The sequence below is a fragment of the Acidovorax sp. JG5 genome (assembly GCF_017939685.1).
In the GTDB taxonomy this organism is placed as follows: Bacteria; Pseudomonadota; Gammaproteobacteria; order Burkholderiales; family Burkholderiaceae_C; genus Acidovorax.
Genome location: NZ_JAGKSE010000017.1, coordinates 18,436 through 36,030 on the forward strand (window position 1 = coordinate 18,436; position 17,595 = coordinate 36,030).

The 17,595-nt window shown below is 65.0% G+C and carries 20 protein-coding genes; 5 read left to right on the top strand and 15 right to left on the bottom strand.

What is annotated here, in order from left to right:
• Window position 1: 1 nt before the first annotated feature.
• The 3 genes from sdhD to J8G26_RS14745 all read right to left on the bottom strand — a co-directional run bounded on the left by sdhD (window position 2) and on the right by J8G26_RS14745 (window position 1,782).
• Window positions 2-367: a succinate dehydrogenase, hydrophobic membrane anchor protein gene (sdhD, locus tag J8G26_RS14735; RefSeq protein WP_087748318.1), complete on the bottom strand. Its 366-nt coding sequence runs from the start codon at window positions 365-367 to the stop codon at window positions 2-4.
• Between the two features lie 56 nt (window positions 368-423).
• The gene (gene sdhC, locus J8G26_RS14740) at window positions 424-858 is read right to left on the bottom strand and encodes a succinate dehydrogenase, cytochrome b556 subunit (protein WP_087746761.1); all 435 of its coding nucleotides are present in this window, start codon (window positions 856-858) and stop codon (window positions 424-426) included.
• A 135-nt stretch (window positions 859-993) separates the two neighbouring features.
• Window positions 994-1,782 carry a GntR family transcriptional regulator gene (locus tag J8G26_RS14745; protein ID WP_210569842.1) on the bottom strand — a complete coding sequence of 263 codons (789 nt, stop codon included), beginning with the start codon at window positions 1,780-1,782 and terminating at the stop codon, window positions 994-996.
• Between the two features lie 217 nt (window positions 1,783-1,999).
• On the opposite strand from J8G26_RS14745, the gene J8G26_RS14750 reads away from it, so the two are divergent.
• The 4 genes from J8G26_RS14750 to acnB all read left to right on the top strand — a co-directional run bounded on the left by J8G26_RS14750 (window position 2,000) and on the right by acnB (window position 7,358).
• Window positions 2,000-2,986 carry a malate dehydrogenase gene (locus J8G26_RS14750; RefSeq protein WP_087746756.1) on the top strand — a complete coding sequence of 329 codons (987 nt, stop codon included), beginning with the start codon at window positions 2,000-2,002 and terminating at the stop codon, window positions 2,984-2,986.
• Window positions 2,987-2,990: 4 nt separating this feature from the next.
• Window positions 2,991-4,094 carry an aldolase/citrate lyase family protein gene (locus J8G26_RS14755; protein ID WP_087746754.1) on the top strand — a complete coding sequence of 368 codons (1,104 nt, stop codon included), beginning with the start codon at window positions 2,991-2,993 and terminating at the stop codon, window positions 4,092-4,094.
• A gap of 22 nt (window positions 4,095-4,116) precedes the next feature.
• Window positions 4,117-4,704, top strand: coding sequence for a hypothetical protein (locus tag J8G26_RS14760; RefSeq protein WP_087746752.1), 588 nt, complete (start codon window positions 4,117-4,119; stop codon window positions 4,702-4,704).
• A gap of 68 nt (window positions 4,705-4,772) precedes the next feature.
• A complete protein-coding gene (gene acnB, locus J8G26_RS14765; RefSeq protein ID WP_087746750.1) occupies window positions 4,773-7,358 on the top strand; it encodes a bifunctional aconitate hydratase 2/2-methylisocitrate dehydratase in 2,586 nt (861 codons plus the stop codon).
• 224 nt (window positions 7,359-7,582) lie between these two features.
• On the opposite strand, the gene tolA is transcribed toward acnB, so the two are convergent.
• From tolA to J8G26_RS14825, 12 genes are all read right to left on the bottom strand, one after another.
• Window positions 7,583-8,563, bottom strand: a complete 981-nt coding sequence (tolA, locus tag J8G26_RS14770; RefSeq protein WP_210569844.1) for a cell envelope integrity protein TolA — start codon at window positions 8,561-8,563, stop codon at window positions 7,583-7,585.
• Between the two features lie 27 nt (window positions 8,564-8,590).
• Complete coding sequence (locus J8G26_RS14775) at window positions 8,591-9,016, bottom strand: ExbD/TolR family protein (protein WP_087746745.1); 426 nt, start codon at window positions 9,014-9,016, stop codon at window positions 8,591-8,593.
• Between the two features lie 14 nt (window positions 9,017-9,030).
• Window positions 9,031-9,732 carry a protein TolQ gene (gene tolQ, locus J8G26_RS14780; RefSeq protein WP_210569846.1) on the bottom strand — a complete coding sequence of 234 codons (702 nt, stop codon included), beginning with the start codon at window positions 9,730-9,732 and terminating at the stop codon, window positions 9,031-9,033.
• A complete protein-coding gene (ybgC, locus tag J8G26_RS14785; protein ID WP_087746741.1) occupies window positions 9,729-10,145 on the bottom strand; it encodes a tol-pal system-associated acyl-CoA thioesterase in 417 nt (138 codons plus the stop codon). The genes tolQ and ybgC overlap by 4 nt, the downstream gene beginning before the upstream one ends.
• 96 nt (window positions 10,146-10,241) lie before the next feature.
• The gene (locus J8G26_RS14790; RefSeq protein WP_087746739.1) at window positions 10,242-11,426 is read right to left on the bottom strand and encodes a pyridoxal phosphate-dependent aminotransferase; all 1,185 of its coding nucleotides are present in this window, start codon (window positions 11,424-11,426) and stop codon (window positions 10,242-10,244) included.
• Between the two features lie 97 nt (window positions 11,427-11,523).
• Window positions 11,524-12,093 (bottom strand): transcription antitermination factor NusB, encoded by a 570-nt coding sequence (gene nusB, locus J8G26_RS14795; protein WP_087746737.1) that lies wholly within the window; start codon window positions 12,091-12,093, stop codon window positions 11,524-11,526.
• Window positions 12,090-12,554 carry a 6,7-dimethyl-8-ribityllumazine synthase gene (gene ribH / locus J8G26_RS14800; protein WP_087746736.1) on the bottom strand — a complete coding sequence of 155 codons (465 nt, stop codon included), beginning with the start codon at window positions 12,552-12,554 and terminating at the stop codon, window positions 12,090-12,092. Before ribH ends, nusB begins: the two co-directional genes overlap by 4 nt.
• Window positions 12,555-12,557: 3 nt before the next feature.
• Complete coding sequence (gene ribBA, locus J8G26_RS14805) at window positions 12,558-13,679, bottom strand: bifunctional 3,4-dihydroxy-2-butanone-4-phosphate synthase/GTP cyclohydrolase II (protein WP_210569851.1); 1,122 nt, start codon at window positions 13,677-13,679, stop codon at window positions 12,558-12,560.
• A 207-nt stretch (window positions 13,680-13,886) separates the two neighbouring features.
• Window positions 13,887-14,186 carry a 2Fe-2S iron-sulfur cluster-binding protein gene (locus tag J8G26_RS14810; protein WP_210569853.1) on the bottom strand — a complete coding sequence of 100 codons (300 nt, stop codon included), beginning with the start codon at window positions 14,184-14,186 and terminating at the stop codon, window positions 13,887-13,889.
• A 14-nt stretch (window positions 14,187-14,200) separates the two neighbouring features.
• Entirely contained in the window at window positions 14,201-14,836 is a 636-nt protein-coding gene (locus tag J8G26_RS14815; RefSeq protein WP_210569855.1) for a DUF938 domain-containing protein, read from the bottom strand.
• 385 nt (window positions 14,837-15,221) lie between these two features.
• Window positions 15,222-15,503 (bottom strand): DUF427 domain-containing protein, encoded by a 282-nt coding sequence (locus J8G26_RS14820; protein ID WP_086911889.1) that lies wholly within the window; start codon window positions 15,501-15,503, stop codon window positions 15,222-15,224.
• A 144-nt stretch (window positions 15,504-15,647) separates the two neighbouring features.
• On the bottom strand, window positions 15,648-16,532 hold the full coding sequence (locus tag J8G26_RS14825) for an NUDIX hydrolase (protein ID WP_210569858.1): 885 nt from the start codon (window positions 16,530-16,532) through the stop codon (window positions 15,648-15,650).
• Between the two features lie 114 nt (window positions 16,533-16,646).
• Between J8G26_RS14825 and J8G26_RS14830 the strand changes: the two genes are divergently transcribed.
• Window positions 16,647-17,555 (top strand): SDR family NAD(P)-dependent oxidoreductase, encoded by a 909-nt coding sequence (locus J8G26_RS14830; RefSeq protein ID WP_210569860.1) that lies wholly within the window; start codon window positions 16,647-16,649, stop codon window positions 17,553-17,555.
• The last annotated feature ends 40 nt before the right edge of the window (window positions 17,556-17,595 follow it).

Genomic DNA, 17,595 nt, shown 5'->3' on the forward strand with positions numbered 1-17,595 from the left:
ATCAGAGACGCCACAGAACCTGGATACCCCAGCCGGCGCAGCCGACCAGCCAGACGATGGTGAAAATCTGCAGCACCAGGCGCAGGCCCACGGGCTGGATGTAATCCATGAAAATGTCGCGCACGCCCACCCAGACATGCCAGGCCAGTGCGACGATGATGGAGAAGGTCAGAACCTTCATCCACTGGGCAGAGAAAATGCCGGCCCACACGTCGTAGCCGATGGGGCCTTGGGTGAAGACCAGCTGCGCGAGCAGGGCGATGGTGAACAGGGCCATGAGGGCCGCGGTCACACGCTGGCTGAGCCAGTCACGCAGACCATAGTGGGCGCCCACAACAATGCGCTTGGAGCCGTAATTGACGGACATGGTGTTTTCCTTTGGTGCTTGCGCGGCCCCGCCCAAGGCGGAAACCGCTGTGTTACTCAATACAAACCGAACAGCTTCGCGCCCAGCACCAGCGTCAGCGCAATGCTGATCGCCAGCGTGGCAATGGCCGAAGTCTTGCCGAACTCCTTGGTCACGGCGTCGTGGCTGATGTCCATCCACAGATGGCGCAGACCTGCGGTGAAGTGGTGCAGATACGACCAGATCAGCGCCAGTGCCAGGAGCTTGAAGAACCAGCCGGGCACAAAGCCGACGCCAATATTGAAGACGGCCTTGAATTTCGCGAAAGAAAATTCGGACGACACGGACGTGTCAAACATCCAGAGGATGAACGGCAGCAGCAGGAACATGATCACGCCGCTGGCACGGTGCAGGATGGATACCCATGCTGCAGGTGCCATGCGGTAGGTGGTGAGGTCCTTGAAGGCGTTGATGTTGCGGAATTCAGGCCGTTTTTTGGCAAGCTCTGTCATGGCGGGGTGCTTTCGTGGATGTAACTACTTTGTAATTTGACGGTGCAAAGAACACAAAATTCTATTGCAACGCAACAAGTGGGGTATTCCCTTGCTGCAATATTTTGATGTGTCTGCTCAAGTGCCAGCGTGTTGTCAGCTCAATTCATTGTGGTAGTGGTGGGTGTCGGTGCGGTAAAGGCCTCGTCGTAACTCCATGGGAACATCGTTGTAGGTGTAGGCGATGCGCTCTACGCTCAGCAGGGGGGTGCTGGCGGTGGTGTGCAAAAGCTGCGCCTGCTCGCCATCGGGCAGCACGGCACGGATTTTTTCTTCGGCCCGCACCATGCGCACGCCAAAGTCGAGTTCAAACATGGCATAGGTCGGGCCCTGGTAGGTGGCCATCTGCCCGGCCGTCAGGCCCTTGAAGGCCTGGCCGGGCAGCCAGATGTCTTCGAGAATGGTGGGTTCGCCCGCAAACGACAGGATGCGCCGCGCATGCACCACCGGGTCGCCGCTGCGCAGCGCCAGGGCGCGCGCCACATCGGCGCTGGCGCGCACGCGCCGGCATTCCAGCACGGTGCGTTGTGCCGGGCCTTCTTCGCGGGCGTCGCCGCTGTCGGGCAAGAGCTTCAGGAATCGGTATTGCACATGTTGCTCGGCATGGGTGGCCACGAAAGTGCCCTTGCCCTGGCGGCGCACCACGAGGTTTTCGGCCGCCAGCTCGTCAATGGCCTTGCGCACCGTGCCCTGGCTCACGCGAAACCGCGCCGCCAGTTCCATTTCGCTGGGAATGGCTTCGCCAGGCTTCCATTCGCCCTGCTGCAGGCTCTGCAGGATCAGCGCCTTGATCTGCTGGTACAGCGGGCTGAATGCCGGTGTCGCCGCGCCCGCACCACCGGGAGGTGGCGCTGGCGCGTCAACGGGGAGCGAAAGCGAAGACATGGCGAAGAAAAATAGGGTGGAGCGGCTGCGCGAAGCAGTCTCGCGCGCTGATGGCTGGGCTCGATCATATCTTATATAAGACATAAGACAAATTGACCTGTCGCAGCAATCGGCGGTACACTCCAAGGCTGTTTTTGCGGGGCACGGGCTGCTGGTAACAGGCGCTGGTGCTTGCATTTCACCTATTCCTGTTTTCCCATTTCCTGGAGTTTTCACCATGAGCAAGAAGCCCGTCCGTGTTGCCGTTACCGGCGCTGCTGGTCAAATCGGTTACGCCCTGCTGTTCCGCATCGCCTCGGGCGAAATGCTGGGCAAGGACCAGCCCGTCATCCTGCAACTGCTTGAAGTGCCCGTGGAAGGCCCGCAAAAAGCGCTCAAGGGCGTGATGATGGAACTCGATGACTGCGCTTTCCCGCTGCTCGTGGAGATGACCGCCCACAGCGACCCGATGACCGCCTTCAAGGATGCCGACTACGCCCTGCTGGTGGGTTCGCGCCCCCGTGGCCCCGGCATGGAACGCGCCGAGCTGCTGGCCGTCAACGGCGCCATCTTCACCGCACAAGGCAAGGCCCTGAACGCCGTGGCCAGCCGCGATGTGAAGGTGCTGGTGGTGGGCAACCCCGCCAACACCAACGCCTACATCGCCATGAAGAGCGCGCCGGATCTGCCGCGCAAGAACTTCACCGCCATGCTGCGCCTGGACCACAACCGCGCCGCCAGCCAGATCGCTGCCAAGACCGGCAAGGCCGTGGCCGACATCGAAAAGCTGACCGTCTGGGGCAACCATTCGCCCACCATGTACGCCGACTACCGCTTCGCCACCATCAACGGCGAAAGCGTTGCCAAGATGATCAACGATCAGGAATGGAATGCCAACGTGTTCCTGCCCACGGTGGGCAAGCGCGGCGCGGCGATCATCGAAGCCCGTGGACTGTCGTCGGCTGCCTCGGCTGCCAACGCTGCCATCGACCACATGCGTGACTGGGCCCTGGGCACCAACGGCAAGTGGGTCACCATGGGTATTCCTTCGGACGGCCAGTACGGTATTCCCAAGGACACGATGTTCGGCTTCCCCGTCACCTGCGAAAACGGCGAGTACAAGATCGTTGAAGGCCTGGAAATCGACGCGTTCTCGCAAGAGCGCATCAACATCACGCTGGCCGAACTGCAAGGCGAGCAAGACGGCGTCAAGCACCTGCTCTGATGCCATGAGCGTTGTGCGCCGCGCAGAACCACCCTCGGGCAGTGCCTCCCTTCCCCAGGGCGGCGCAGCCTTTGGCGTGAACAGCGCGGGCGGGCGAGCCCACCCGCGCGAGGTGCTGCTAGGCGCCCAGGCGGCTTCCGCCACCTTGCCGGTGTGCGACCATTACAGCGGTGCCCCGGCACGCATGCGCAAGAGCCTGCAATTGCAGGCCCAGATGACCGAGGAGTTCGGCGCGTGCGTCTTTGACGTCACGCTCGATTGCGAAGACGGTGCCCCGGTGGGTGACGAAGCAGCGCACGCGGCCCTGGTGGCTGCCCTGGCGCGCGATGCCGCCCCGGCGGCGCGCGTGGGTGCGCGGGTGCACCCCGTGGACCACCCCGCATTTACCAACGATGTGGCCACCATTGCCGGGGAAGCCGGTCATCGGCTTACCCACATCATGCTGCCCAAGGTCGAGTCGGTGGATGACGTGATACAGGCCGAAAAAGCCCTGCAACGCGCATCGGCCGGGCATCTGCCCCTGCAGGTGCTGATCGAATCCCCGGCTGCGGTGCACCGAGCCTTCGAGATCGCCGCGCACCCGCTGGTGCAAAGCCTGAGCTTTGGGCTGATGGATTTTGTGTCGGCCCATGGCGGCGCCATTCCCGCATCGGCCATGACCTCGTCGGGGCAGTTCTCGCACCCGCTGGTGGTGCGTGCCAAGCTGGAAATCGCCTCCGCCTGCCATGCCCATGGCAAGGTGCCTTCGCACTGCGTAGTGACCGAATTCAGCGACATGGCGGCCATGCAGGCCGCAGCCAGCCGCGCTGCCCGCGAGTTTGGCTACACGCGCATGTGGAGCATCCACCCGGCGCAGATCCGACCCATCCTCGAGGCCTTTGCGCCCACGCAGGATGACATTGAAGTTGCATCAAAAATAATAGCTGCTGCCGCAGACGCTGATTGGGCTCCCATCAGTTTTGACGGCACCTTGCATGACCGTGCCAGTTACCGCTATTACTGGCAGTTGCTGGAGCGTGCGCACAGCACCGGGCGCACTTTGCCTGCGGCCGTGGGCCCGTGGTTCGCCCCTTCTGTGCCCCCTGTCCCTGAACAAGCCTGTCCCTGAACATTTACCTGCAGGATCTCTGATGAAAACCTTTATCGCCTCTGCCCTGATGCTGCTGGCGCCCGCCTTTGCGCTGGCCCAGACACCCGCACAGCCTGCAGCCAAACCGGCTGCCAAGGCAACCGCCAAGGCACCAGCCAAAGCCAAGACCGCCAAGACCGCCAAGGCAGAGCCTCCAAGCAGCCGCACCCAGCTCAGGTCTGCCACCGGTCAGGTGGCTGCGGGCATCATGGCCGCCGAGGCCGCACTTTCGCCTGCCGAATTGGCCATTGCCCAACGCGTGCATGTAGGCCGCATTGCCTGCGAGCTCGGTGCCCACGTCACCCTGAAAGCCGACCCCGCCTCGCCCGGCCACTTCGATGTGGAAGGCAAGGGCTTCAAGTACCGCATGGCGCCGGTTGAAACCTCCACCGGCGCGGTGCGTCTGGAAGACCAGAAGGGCGGCGCGGTCTGGCTGCAGATTGCCAACAAGTCCATGCTCATGGACCAAAAGCGCGGCCAGCGCCTGGCCGATGAATGCATGAGCCCCGAGCAAAACCTGGTGGCCGAATCCCTCAAGAAGAACCCGCCCCCCAGCGTGCTCGAACCCCTGCCCGTCGCCAAGCAATAACGATTGCGGTGCGCCCGGTTTCCGGCACGCACCTGACCCACTTTATAGAACGCAACCGGAGAAAATCGATGTTGAAAGCCTACCGTGACCATGTGGCCGAACGCGCCGCATTGGGCATTCCGCCCCTGCCTTTGAGCGCCAAGCAGACCAGCGAACTGATCGAGTTGCTGAAGAACCCGCCCGCAGGCGAGGAAGCAACCCTGCTTGATCTGATCACGCACCGCGTGCCCGCCGGCGTGGACGATGCCGCCAAGGTCAAGGCCAGCTACCTGGCCGCCGTGGCGCACGGTACCGAAAAATGCACGCTCATCAGCCGTGAAAAGGCCACCGAGTTGCTGGGCACCATGCTGGGCGGCTACAACCTCACGCCGCTGATCGACCTGCTCGACGACGCTGCCGTGGCCGCCGTGGCGGCCGAGGGCCTGAAGAAAACCCTGCTGATGTTCGACCAGTTCCATGACGTCAAGGAAAAGGCCGACCAGGGCAACACCTTCGCCAAGGCCGTGCTGCAAAGCTGGGCCGATGCCGAGTGGTTCACCAGCCGCCCTGAAGTGCCGCAAAGCATCCAGCTCACGGTGCTCAAGGTCACCGGCGAAACCAACACCGACGACCTGTCGCCCGCGCCCGACGCCTGGAGCCGCCCCGACATTCCGCTGCATGCGCTGGCCATGCTCAAGAACAAGCGCGACGGCATCACCCCTGAGGAAGACGGCAAGCGCGGCCCGGTGAAGTTCATCGAAGACCTGCGCGCCAAGGGCAGCCTCGTGGCCTACGTGGGTGACGTGGTGGGCACGGGTTCGAGCCGCAAGTCGGCCACCAACAGCGTGCTGTGGTTCACGGGCGAAGACATCCCCTTCGTGCCGAACAAGCGTTTCGGCGGCGTCTGCCTGGGCAGCAAGATCGCTCCCATCTTCTACAACACCATGGAAGACGCGGGCGCGCTGCCCATCGAACTCGACGTCAGCCAGATGAACATGGGCGACACCATCGAGCTGCGCCCCTACGAGGGCAAGGCCCTCAAGGATGGCAAGGTCATTGCCGAGTTCACCGTCAAGAGCGACGTGCTGTTCGACGAAGTGCGCGCCGGCGGCCGCATTCCGCTGATCATCGGCCGGGGCCTCACCACCAAGGCGCGCGAGGCGCTGGGCCTGCCCGTGAGCACGCTGTTCCGTCTGCCGCAAGTGCCCAAGGGCCACGGCAAGGGCTTCACGCTGGCGCAGAAGATGGTCGGCCGTGCCTGCGGCCTGCCAGAAGGCCAGGGCGTGCTGCCCGGCACCTATTGCGAGCCCAAGATGACCTCGGTGGGCTCCCAAGACACCACCGGCCCCATGACGCGCGACGAGCTGAAAGACCTGGCCTGCCTGGGTTTCAGCTCCGATCTGGTGATGCAGTCCTTCTGCCACACGGCCGCTTACCCCAAGCCCGTGGACGTGAAGATGCACCACGAACTGCCCGAGTTCATCAGCAACCGCGGCGGCATCTCGCTCAAGCCCGGCGACGGCATCATCCACAGCTGGCTCAACCGCATGCTGCTGCCCGACACCGTGGGCACCGGTGGCGATTCGCACACCCGCTTCCCCATCGGCATCAGCTTCCCCGCAGGTTCGGGCCTGGTGGCGTTTGCCGCGGCCACGGGCGTGATGCCGCTCGACATGCCGGAATCGGTGCTGGTGCGCTTCAAGGGCCAGATGCAGCCCGGCGTCACGCTGCGCGACCTGGTGCACGCGATTCCGCTGTATGCCATCAAGGCCGGCCTGCTGACTGTGGAGAAAAAGGGCAAGAAGAACATCTTCTCGGGACGCATCCTCGAAATCGAAGGTCTGCCCGACATGAAGGTCGAGCAGGCATTCGAGCTGTCCGACGCCTCGGCCGAGCGCTCTGCCGCCGGCTGCACCGTGCGCCTGAACAAGGAGCCGATCATCGAGTACATCAACTCGAACATCGTGCTGCTCAAGAACATGATTGCCCAGGGCTATGCCGACGCGCGCACCATCGGCCGCCGCATCCAGGCCATGGAAGCCTGGCTGGCCAAGCCCGAGCTGCTGGCACCCGATGCCGACGCCGAATACGCCGCCGTGATCGAGATCGACCTGGCCGAGATCACCGAGCCCATCGTCTGCTGCCCCAACGACCCCGACGACGCCAAGACGCTGTCGGACGTGGCTGGCGCCCCGATCGATGAAGTGTTCATTGGCTCGTGCATGACCAACATCGGCCACTTCCGCGCAGCTTCCAAGCTGCTCGAAGGCAAGAAGGACATCCCGGTCAAGCTGTGGATGGCCCCTCCCACCAAGATGGACGCGCACCAGCTCACCGAAGAGGGTCACTACGGCGTGTTCGGCGCCGCTGGTGCCCGCATGGAAATGCCGGGCTGCTCGCTGTGCATGGGCAACCAGGCGCAGGTGAAGGAAGGCGCCACCGTGATGTCCACCAGCACGCGCAATTTCCCCAACCGCCTGGGCAAGAACACCAACGTGTACCTGGGTTCTGCCGAACTGTCAGCCATCTGCTCCAAGCTGGGCCGCATCCCGAGCAAGGCCGAATACCTGGCCGACATGGGCGTGCTCAGCGCCAATGGCGACAAGATCTACAAGTACATGAACTTCGACCAGATCGCTGAGTACAAGGACGTGGCCGACGGCGTAGCCGCCTGAGCGATCAACGCCTTTCAAGGCTAAAAAAAGCCCGGTGCTCGCGAGAGCATCGGGCTTTTTGCTATTTGTTTAATAGCTAATAGCGCTTTCTGTATGAGCGCTAGAGGCTTATTTTCTCTAAATTGTGCCGGGTTCGAGCACGCGCGCTACCCATGCGCCTTCGGCCGGCGACGCCAGCGGAATGCGCGCGCAGCGGGGCGGCCGGCCACGGCGTCGTCAAATTTTCAATCCTGCGGGCGAAAACCGATTTCCAGCGTGGATGGAACGCGTCCGTCCACGTCGCGGGGCAGCGACTCGGTCTTGTCCAGTGCGCGCAGCACGGCGTCGTCCCAGGCCTTGTTGCCGCTGGACTGGATCAGCTTGGTGCCGACGATGGTGCCATCGGGCGCCGCGCGCACCTGCACCACCGCGCGCGGATTGCCGGCGATGGCATCGGGGTACACGATGTTGGGGCGGACCTTGGCTGCCACCTTGCCGCCATAGCTGCCCGAGGGGCCTGAATCACGCAGGGCCTTGCCGGTGGCGCTTTCGCCGCCCGTGGCGCCGGCCAGGCCTTGCATGCGGCGGATGTTTTCCTGGCGGCGGGCTTCGGCCGCCTTGGCATCGGCCTTGGCGAGGGCGTCCTGCTTGCGCTTGTCTTCCTGCGCCTGGCGTTTTTTGTCTTCGGCCTGTTGCTTTTGCTTTTCCAGCTTGTCCAGGCGTTCTTTCTCGCGCTCGGCTTTTTGCTGTTCGGCCTTTTCCTTTTGCAGGCGTTCCTTTTTCTCTTGCTCCAGGCGCTCGCGGCGCTCTTCTTCCTTGCGCTCGCGCTCGCGTTTCTCGCGTTCGAGCTGCTGCTGGCGCTCTTTCTTTTCTTTCTCCAGGCGTTTTTTCTCGCGCTCGATGGCAATGTCGGCTTCGCGGGTGTCGGGTTCTGCCTGCCGTGGAGGGGGCGGTGGGGGTGGCGGGGCCGGTGTGGGTGGGGGCGGCTCGGGCACCGGCTCGGGTGTGGGTGCCGGCGGTTCCACCGCCCTGGGGGCCGCCTGTTGTGCAACGGCCGACCACAGCTCGGCCTGCACGGCCGGCATGTCGGCGCTGCTTTTCCAGTTCACGCCCCAGGTCAGGGCCGCAATCAGGATGGCGTGTGCCAGCACGGCCAGCGCAATGGCGCGCAGGCGTGCCGGGGGGCGGGGCGGGGCAAACTGGTCGCGGTCGTCGTGGGCGTGCATGCGATTACGGTGGGGGCGGGGCGGCGCTCAGCCGCCGCTCTTGACTGCCAGTGCAACGCGGGCCACACCGGCCTGTTGCAGGGCCGACATGGCTTTCATGACCGATTCGTAGGAAACGTCCTTGTCGGCGCTGATGAGCACCGGCGTGTCCTCGGGCTGGTCCTTGAGCCAGTTTTTGGCCGTGGCGCCCAGGTTTTGAAGCGGCACCGGGCGCTCGTTGCCGTCGGCCTTGAAGCGCACGCTGCCGTCCTTTTCCACGATCACGTCGGCCCGCGTCTTGGGCACCTTGGCGCCCTTGCCGACAGAGGGAACATTGACCGAACTGGGCGTGAGCATGGGCGCCGTCACCATGAAGATGATGAGCAGCACCAGCATCACGTCGATGAAGGGCACCATGTTGATTTCGTTCATGGAGCGGCGGCGGCTGCCTGTGCGCGAGGCCATTGCGGGCATATCGGTCTCCCGGCTCAGTGGCCCGAGGGCGAGCCGGGGTGGGCGCCCAGGTTGCGCTGCAGGATGTTGGAGAACTCTTCGATGAAGGTCTCCTGGTGATTGGCCACGCGGTCGATGTCGCGCGCAAAACGGTTGTAGGCGATCACGGCCGGGATGGCGGAGAACAGGCCCAGGGCCGTGGCCACCAGGGCTTCGGCAATGCCGGGCGCCACGGTGGCCAGCGTGACCTGTTCCATTCCGGCGAAGCCCGTGAACGCGTGCATGATGCCCCACACCGTGCCGAACAGGCCCACGTAGGGGCTCACCGAGGCCACCGAGCCCAAAAAGGACAGGCTGGATTCGACCACGTCCATCTCGCGCTGAAAGCTGGCGCGCATGGCACGGCGGGCGCCGTCGAGCAGCGTGCCGGGGTCGGTGATGCGGCGCTCGCGCAGCTTCTGGTGTTCGCGCATGCCGCTGGCGAAGATGCGTTCCATGGGCCCGGCGTTCTTGGCGTTCTGCGCGGCGCTGGCATACAGGTCGTTGAGGCTGGTGCCCGACCAGAAGTCGCGCTCGAAATCTTCGTTGAGTGCCTTGACGCGCTTCAAGGCAAACAGCTTGCGGAAGATGGCGGCCCAGCTGGCGACGGAGACGCCCAGCAGCAGCAGCATGACGAGTTGCACCACCCAGCTGGCTTGCAGCACCAGGGTGACGATGGACATGTCTTGGGAATTCATGAAAGTTGTTCCAGAAGGGTGCTCGGGATTCTTGCGGGGCGCATGCTGGCGGCGTCCACCCAGCCGATACGGATGGTGCCTTCGCTCAGCAAAACGCGCGGTTGATCGGTCAATTGCTCATTATTCAATAGCGCCTGCTGCACGATTGTCAAGGACGCGCGGCCTGCTTCCTGCAAATGGGCGGTAACAATGAGTGCATCGTCCAGGCGGGCCGGGCGCAGGTAGCGCAGGCGGGCATCGGTTACGACGAACATTCCGCCCGTTTGTTCCCGCAACTGCTGCTGGCCAATGCCCAGCGAGCGCAGCCACTCGGTGCGGGCGCGTTCAAAGAACTTCAGGTAGTTGGCATAAAACACGATGCCGCCGGCATCGGTGTCTTCCCAGTAGATGCGGATGGGGAACTCGAAGGGCATGGTTCAGCGTCCGCACGGCCGCCCGAAGGGCGCTGAGCGCCCCCTTGGGGGGCAGCGATACATGCAATGATGAGCGTGGGGGCCGTTCATTTCAGTTCAGCCCAGCAATCCGCGCAGGCGCGCCACCGATTCCTGCAACTGCGCCATCGAATTGGCCGTCGAGAAGCGCACGAATCGCTGTGTCTCGGCTGTGCCGAAGTCGCGCCCCGGCGTCACGGCCACATGGGCGCGGCGCATCAGCTCGTAGGCAAAGTCCCAGCTGCCCTGCACGCCGAGCTTTTCGCAGGCGCTGGTGCAATCGGCCCAGGCATAAAAGGCGCCGTCGGGCATCACGGGCACGGCCAGGCCCAGGGCCTGCAGTTCGGGGATGAAGTAGTCGCGCCGGGCCTTGAACTCGGCGCGCCGGCGTTCGTATTCGGCGATGCTCTCGGGCTCGAAGCAGGCCATGGCCGCCAGTTGCGAGACGGTGCTGGCGCAGATGAACAGGTTTTGCGCCAGACGCTCGACCACCGGCACCATGGCATCGGGCACCACCATCCAGCCCAGGCGCCAGCCCGTCATGTTGAAGTATTTGCTGAAGCTGTTGATGCTGATGACGTTGTCGTCGATGGCCAGGGCCGTCTGGCCAAAGGCATCGTCGTATGAGAGGCCCAGATAGATCTCGTCGATCATCGTCACGCCGCCCCGCTCCTGCACCACGCCGTGGATGCGGCGCAGTTCATCGGGCGCAATGGAGGTGCCCGTGGGGTTGGAGGGCGAGGCCAGCAGCACGCCGCGCGTCTTGCTGTTCCAGGCGGCCTGCACCTTGTCGGCGCTCAGCTGGTAGCGCTCGGCGGCGGTGGTGGGGATCAGCACGGCGTTGCCTTCGGCGGCGCTGACGAAATGCCGGTTGCACGGATAGCTCGGGTCGGGCATCAGCACTTCGTCGCCCGCCTCGATCAGCGCCAGGCAGGCCAGGTGCAGCGCCGCCGAAGCACCCGCCGTCACCACGATGCGCCGCGCCGGCACGTTGACGCCAAAGCGCTGCTGGTACCAGCCGCTGATGCGTTCGCGCAGGGGCTCGTAGCCCAGCGATTGCGTGTATTGCGTGGCGCCATCGCGCACGGCGCGCGCGGCGGCCTCCTGCACAAGCGGGGGCGCCGTGAAATCGGGCTCGCCAATGTTCAGAAAGATCATGGGCTGGCTGCTGCCGGCCACCTCGCGGGCCATGGCCTGTGCGGCCTTGGCGACTTCCATCACATAAAACGGATCAATGCGCTCGGCGCGCCGGGAAAACTTCATGGGGCGAGATCCTGCCCGCGTTGGGCGGGTGGTGGCGAAAAAGGCGGGCCGCAGGGCGGCCTGTAACGCTGGTTCAAGCGCTGGTCAAGGCGCTGGTTCAGGCGCCAGCGTCGGTGTGGGCGGGTGCGGCGGCGGGCGCTGCACCCTTGTCGGCCGCCACCTCGGCCGCGCGCAGGCGAGGCGCCAGGCCGTTGAGCACGGCATTCACATACTTGTGGCCGTCGGTGCCGCCAAATTCCTTGGCCAGTTCGATGCATTCGTTGAGCACCACGCGCCAGGGCACATCCAGGCAATGCTGGAACTCATACACCCCGATCCACATGGTGGCGTGCTCGATGGGCGAGATCTCGGCCATCTTGCGGTCAAGCAGCGGGGTGATCAGGGCATCGAGCTCGGCGGCCGTGTTGATGCAGCCGTGCAGCACGGCGTTGTAGTGCGCGGCGTCTGCCTTGTGAAAGCCGGCCAGATCGCGCGTGAACGCATCAATGGCCGTGGCCTCGTTGCGGCCCACGATGTGCTGGTACAGCGCCTGCAGCGCGAACTCGCGGGCGCGGCTGCGGTTGGATTTGGAGGCCGCCTTGCGCATGCCGTTGCTTTTGAGGCCGGTGCGGGCCTGCTTGGGGGGGCGTGCCGCCGTGGGCGCGGCGGGCGTGGTGGGTTCGCTCATGACAATTCTTCCAGCAGGTGGGCCATTTCCACCGCCACGTAGGCGGCATCACGGCCTTTTTCGGTCTGGCGCGCAATGGCCTGGTCCAGGTTTTCGGTGGTGAGGATGGCGTTCGCAATCGGCATTTGGTAGTCCAGCCCGATGCGCGTGACTGCGGCGCCCGATTCGTTGGCCACCAGTTCGAAATGGTAGGTTTCGCCGCGGATGATGCAGCCCAGCGCGATCAGCGCGTCGAACTCGTCGCGCTCGGCCAGGGCCTGCAGTGCCAGGGGCACTTCGAGGGCGCCGGGCACCCGCACATGGGTGATGTGCTTTTCCTGCACGCCCAGGTCGAGCAGTGCACTGCGGCAGGCCTGGGCCAGCGCGTTGGTGATGCCTTCATTGAAGCGGGCCTGGACGATGCCGATGTGCAGTTTTGTGCCATCGAGCCTGTCTGCTGTGCCTTTGTCTGCGTCAAGCATGGTTTATTCCTTGGGGATGTAGCCGGTGATTTCGAGGCCGTAGCCCGCCATGCTGGGCATGCGCCGCGGCTGGCCCATGAGTTGCATCTTGGCAACGCCCACTTCGCGCAGGATTTGCGCGCCCACGCCGTAGGTGCGCAGGTCCATGCGGCCGCGCTCGGGCGCCTGCGCGGCACGCGCCGTGCCTTCAAATTGCTCCAGCAGCTGCGCGGCGCTTTCGCCGCAGTTGAGCAGCACGGCCACGCCCTGGCCTTGGGCTGCGATGTAGTGCAGGCTGGTGTCCAGGCCCCACGAGTGCATGGAGCGGTTCACTTCCAGCGCATCCAGCACCGACAGCGGTTCGTGCACGCGCACGGGCACCACGTCGTCGGCGCCCCACTGGCCCTTGACCAGCGCCAGGTGCACGGCCCGGCTGGGCTTGTCGCGAAAGGCGTGGGCGGTGAACTCGCCATAGGCCGTCTGCAGCGTGCGCTGGCCCATCTTCTCGACCAGCGATTCGGTGCGGCTGCGGTGCTCGATCAGGTCGGCAATGGTGCCGATCTTGATGCCGTGTTCGGCGGCAAAAATCTGCAGGTCGGGCAGGCGCGCCATGGTGCCGTCGTCCTTCATGATCTCGCAGATCACGGCGGCGGGGCTGCAGCCGGCCATGGCCGACAGGTCGCAGCCGGCCTCGGTGTGGCCCGCGCGCATGAGCACGCCGCCGTCCACCGCCTGCAGCGGGAAGATGTGGCCGGGCTGCACCAGGTCGCTGGCTTGGCTGCCCTTGGCCACGGCCACCTGCACGGTGCGCGCGCGGTCGGCGGCCGAGATGCCGGTGGTCACGCCCTCTGCGGCCTCGATCGAAACCGTGAAGGCCGTGCTGTAGGCGGTTCCGTTGCGGGTGGCCATGGGCGGCAGCTTGAGGTGTTCGCAGCGCTCGCGTGTGAGCGTCAGGCAGATCAGGCCGCGGCCGAAGCGCGCCATGAAGTTGATGGCTTCTGGCGTGACATGGTCGGCCGCCAGCACCAGGTCGCCTTCGTTTTCACGGTCTTCTTCGTCCACCAGGATGACCATGCGCCCGGCGCGCATCTCGGCCACGATGTCTTGCACCGGCGAGATGGGCGCGGGGGTGAGGGGGGTGTTCATGGGGGGGCTTTCGTTGGGGGGCGCAGTGAGCGGTCGGGCTGCAGCGCAGGTTCCCGAGGCCAGACGGCTGTGCAGGCCTGCAAGGCCCGCCCCAAAGAACATGCGATGCGGCGCGGCCGCACGGTGCAGAGATCGGCGCGGTGCGCAGAACTCCAAAGCCGACGATTTTAGTTCAGACCGGGCCGGCCTGCCGTCGGCCAGGCAAGTTCAGGCTTGCAGTTCGACATCGCTCACGGGATAGGCCACGCAGGGCAGCACGCAGCCCTCGGCCATTTCTTCGGCCGACAGCCCCGGCCACTCGATCTCGTAGCGCACGCTGCCCTGGCGCAGCTGCGCGAGGCAAGTGCGGCAGGTGCCGTTGCGGCACGAGCTGGGCCAGTCGATGCCGCCTTGCTCCAGCGAAACCAGCAGCGGCTGGTCGGGCCAGGCATCGCATTGCGCACCGTCGGGTGCAACGCGGGCGATGAAAAAGGGCGCTGTCATGGGGGAATGGGAGGAGTCGCTCATGGTTTCAAGGGTGATCAATGGCTGGGAGCGGTGCGTTGCCACACCAGCAGCAGGTTGTTGGCGGGCAGCGCGTGGCGTGCGGCCAGGCGCAGGCCGGCGTGCTGCGCTTCGCGCGCCACATCGCTGAGCGCACGAATGCCCCATGCGGGGTTCTGGGCGCGCAGGCTGGCATCGAACTGCAGGTTGCCGGGGGCTGTGGGCACATCGTCTTCAAGGTAGGGCCCGTAGGTGACCAGGTGCCCCGTGGGCGCGAGGTGCCTTGCGGCGCCCTGCATCAGGCCTGCGCAGCACGCCCAGGGCGCGATGTGCAGCATGTTGGCGCAGTAGATGAGGTCAAAGGGCGTGGTGAAAGCGTGGCCTGTGCTCGGCCAGCGGTCTGAAAGCACATTCAGCAGCAGCGGCGCCCGCACGTTGCTGGCGCCCGCGTCGGCGCTCCAGGCGGCAATCGAGGCGAAGCCGTGGGGCGCTGCATCGGTGGGCTGCCAGGTCCAGCCGGGCAAGGCCGCGCCAAAGCAGGCCGCATGCTGGCCCGTGCCGCTGGCAATCTCCAGTGCGGCACCGCGCTCGGGCAGCAAGGCCTTCAATACCGCCAGGATGGGGCCGCTGTTGCGCGCGGCGGCAGGGCTGTGTTCACGGGCATCGATGGGCATGATTTGGATAAAAAACGGTTCTAGCGCTTACCAGTAAAGCGGTGAAAGCTATTGAAAAAGTAGCAATGTATGCCGCCGTGTTTGCGCGTGGGTGGCGCCTAAAAAATAGGCGATGCGATGGATTTCTTTACAAATCAAGGGCTTGGCGCCGCCATACAGGGCTTGTCAAAAGTTATCCACAAGATTGTCCAGTGCGGGCTGGGATAAGCCGGTGTCGATGTGGACTGCACTGCTTAAAAAACAGGCGGCGCAGGGGATTCCTTTATGAATCAACCACTTGGCGCTGTCATACAAGGCTTGTCAAAACTTATCCACATGATTGTCCAGCGCTGGCAGGGATAACCGGCGCGGCTTTGGCGCAGATTCCGTTCGCTGCCGGTGTGGCTCAGGCGGCCACCTTGACGCCTTTCCAGAACGCAACGCGGCCGCGGATTTCTTCGGCCTCGGGCTTGGGGTCGGCATAGAACCACGCCGCGTCGGTGTTCATCTCGCCATCGACCAGCAGCGACAGGTAACTTGCCTGCCCTTTCCATGCGCAGGTGGTCTTGTGGTTGCTGAAGGTGAAGTACTCGCGCTTGAGCGCGCTTTCGGGGAAGTAATGGTTGCCTTCGACCACCACGGTGTCGTCGCTCTCGGCAACCACCACGCCGTTCCAGCTGGCTTTCATGGGAATCCTTTTTGCAATAAAAATGGGTTGCAGCGCTTATGGAATAAGCGCTACATGCTATCAATTCAATAGTTTGGCTCGCATGGCCGCAATGCACAGGTGATGCGGCTGCGCAACCCTGCGCCGCCGCCGCATTTTCGTGCGTCAGTCAAACAGCGCGTCAAAGCCCTGTTCCGGGGTGAAGCGGCGCTCGCGGTAATGCAGCCGCGTGGGGCCGGGCAGGGCGCGCTCGCGCACCGGGTGCATGGCATCGCCGGGGTAGCAGATCACGCGCACGCCCTCGTGGTCAAACGGCTCGGGCAGGATCAGGGGCGGGCGCTGGCTGCGTGCGGCGGCCAGCACGCTGGCCACGCTGGCATGGCGCGCCAGATGGGCCAGGCTCATGATTTGCGGCGGCGCCAGGTCGATGCGGCCATCGCGGTATTGCTCCAGCGCCGTGCGCGGTGCCAGCCACACGCTGTCGGTGGTTTCCTCGTCGTCGTGCCGCGCGGTCTGGTCGGCGGGCGCCTGGGCGACAAAAAAGCGCGTGTCAAAGCGGCGCGTGCCCATGGTGGGCGCCAGCGGCGTGATCCAGCGCGACCAGGGCGCGAGCTGGCGGGTTTGCAGGCGCAGCTGCAGTGCGGCCAGCACCTGCGCAAACGGCTGGCCTTCGCGCAGCATGGCGCGGGCGCGCAGGGCATCTACCGGGGCGTCGCTCACCATGGGCTCGGCCAGCAGCAGGCCGCATTCCTCCAGCGCTTCGCGCAACGCGGCCACATACAGGCCGGCGGCGGTGGGGTGGTCGGTGTCGGGCTCGTTCAGGCGCTCGTGTAGCGCGGCATGCGGCTGGTCGAGGTGGGCGGCGGGGTTCAGGGTGGCGTCGTCGGCATCGAGCTTGCCGCCGGGAAACACATACACCCCCGCCATGTTCGATGCCTTGGCGTGGCGGCGCAGCAGCAGCACCTCGGGGCCGGCGGCGGCGTCGCGCAGCAGCACCACGGTGGCGGCAGCGCGGGGTGTTTCGGAATCAACGGGGGCGGCAGGCTGCATGGGGGCTTTCATGGGGGGCAGGCAGTCACGCAATGGACTGGTGGGGCGCTCTTTGTGGCGTAGAGTGCTGCAGTATTTTCCACATTCATCACAACACAGGGGAGTGATTTCAGCATGGCGATTGATTTCAAAGGCCGCGTGGCCATCGTGACGGGCGCCGGTGGCGGTCTGGGCCGCCAGCATGCATTGGCGCTGGCGGCGCGCGGCGCCAAAGTGCTGGTCAACGACCTGGGCAGCGGCGTGCACGGCGAGGGCGGCTCGGTCAGCCCGGCGCAGGCGGTGGTCGATGAAATTCGCGCCGCCGGTGGCGAGGCGCTGGCCAATGGTGCATCGGTCACCGACTTTGCCGCCGTGCAAGCCATGGTGCAGCAGGCCATCGCCGCCTGGGGCCGGGTGGACATTCTGGTGAACAACGCCGGCATCCTGCGCGACAAGAGCTTTGCCAAGATGGACATGGCCGATTTCCGCCTCGTGGTGGATGTGCACCTGATGGGCGCCGCCCACTGCTGCAAGGCCGTGTGGCCGCACATGGTGGCGCAGGACTATGGCCGTATCGTCATGACCACCTCGTCCACCGGCCTGTATGGGAACTTTGGCCAGGCCAACTACGGCGCCGCCAAGCTGGCGCAGGTGGGCCTGATGCAGACGCTGGCCATCGAGGGCGCCAAGCACCACATCCATGTCAACGCCCTGGCGCCCACGGCTGCCACCCGCATGACCGAAGGCCTGATGCCCGAGGAGGTGCTGGCCGCCCTGAAGCCCGAGGCCGTGGTGCCCGCCATGCTGGTGCTGGCGCACGAGAGCGCGCCCACGCGCACCATTTTGTGCGCGGGCGCCGGCACCTTCGAGGCGGCGCACATCACGCTCACGCAGGGCATTCACCTGGGCTTGGGCGCCGATGTGCCCGAGCAGCTGGCCGCGCGCCTGACCGAGGCGTGCGACCGCACCGGCGAGCAGATACCACAAAGCGGCGCAGCCCAGGGCACCAACGAAGTGGGCAAGGCCTTGGCGGCAAGGGTTTGACGGGCCGGCAGGCGGATGTCGCTGCGCCGTGCTAAGTTCC

Bases quoted from the DNA above. Each gene is read 5' to 3' on its own strand.
- J8G26_RS14815 (WP_210569855.1), bottom strand. From the start codon at position 14,836: ATGCCCATCGATGCCCGTGAACACAGCCCTGCCGCCGCGCGCAACAGC.
- J8G26_RS14745 (WP_210569842.1), bottom strand. From the start codon at position 1,782: ATGTCTTCGCTTTCGCTCCCCGTTGACGCGCCAGCGCCACCTCCCGGT.
- tolQ (WP_210569846.1), bottom strand. From the start codon at position 9,732: ATGAATTCCCAAGACATGTCCATCGTCACCCTGGTGCTGCAAGCCAGC.
- tolA (WP_210569844.1), bottom strand. From the start codon at position 8,563: ATGCACGCCCACGACGACCGCGACCAGTTTGCCCCGCCCCGCCCCCCG.
- J8G26_RS14760 (WP_087746752.1), top strand. From the start codon at position 4,117: ATGAAAACCTTTATCGCCTCTGCCCTGATGCTGCTGGCGCCCGCCTTT.
- J8G26_RS14810 (WP_210569853.1), bottom strand. From the start codon at position 14,186: ATGAGCGACTCCTCCCATTCCCCCATGACAGCGCCCTTTTTCATCGCC.
- J8G26_RS14820 (WP_086911889.1), bottom strand. From the start codon at position 15,503: ATGAAAGCCAGCTGGAACGGCGTGGTGGTTGCCGAGAGCGACGACACC.
- J8G26_RS14775 (WP_087746745.1), bottom strand. From the start codon at position 9,016: ATGCCCGCAATGGCCTCGCGCACAGGCAGCCGCCGCCGCTCCATGAAC.
- J8G26_RS14755 (WP_087746754.1), top strand. From the start codon at position 2,991: ATGAGCGTTGTGCGCCGCGCAGAACCACCCTCGGGCAGTGCCTCCCTT.
- J8G26_RS14750 (WP_087746756.1), top strand. From the start codon at position 2,000: ATGAGCAAGAAGCCCGTCCGTGTTGCCGTTACCGGCGCTGCTGGTCAA.
- J8G26_RS14825 (WP_210569858.1), bottom strand. From the start codon at position 16,532: ATGCAGCCTGCCGCCCCCGTTGATTCCGAAACACCCCGCGCTGCCGCC.
- ribH (WP_087746736.1), bottom strand. From the start codon at position 12,554: ATGCTTGACGCAGACAAAGGCACAGCAGACAGGCTCGATGGCACAAAA.
- sdhC (WP_087746761.1), bottom strand. From the start codon at position 858: ATGACAGAGCTTGCCAAAAAACGGCCTGAATTCCGCAACATCAACGCC.
- ybgC (WP_087746741.1), bottom strand. From the start codon at position 10,145: ATGCCCTTCGAGTTCCCCATCCGCATCTACTGGGAAGACACCGATGCC.
- nusB (WP_087746737.1), bottom strand. From the start codon at position 12,093: ATGAGCGAACCCACCACGCCCGCCGCGCCCACGGCGGCACGCCCCCCC.
- J8G26_RS14830 (WP_210569860.1), top strand. From the start codon at position 16,647: ATGGCGATTGATTTCAAAGGCCGCGTGGCCATCGTGACGGGCGCCGGT.
- ribBA (WP_210569851.1), bottom strand. From the start codon at position 13,679: ATGAACACCCCCCTCACCCCCGCGCCCATCTCGCCGGTGCAAGACATC.
- J8G26_RS14790 (WP_087746739.1), bottom strand. From the start codon at position 11,426: ATGAAGTTTTCCCGGCGCGCCGAGCGCATTGATCCGTTTTATGTGATG.
- sdhD (WP_087748318.1), bottom strand. From the start codon at position 367: ATGTCCGTCAATTACGGCTCCAAGCGCATTGTTGTGGGCGCCCACTAT.
- acnB (WP_087746750.1), top strand. From the start codon at position 4,773: ATGTTGAAAGCCTACCGTGACCATGTGGCCGAACGCGCCGCATTGGGC.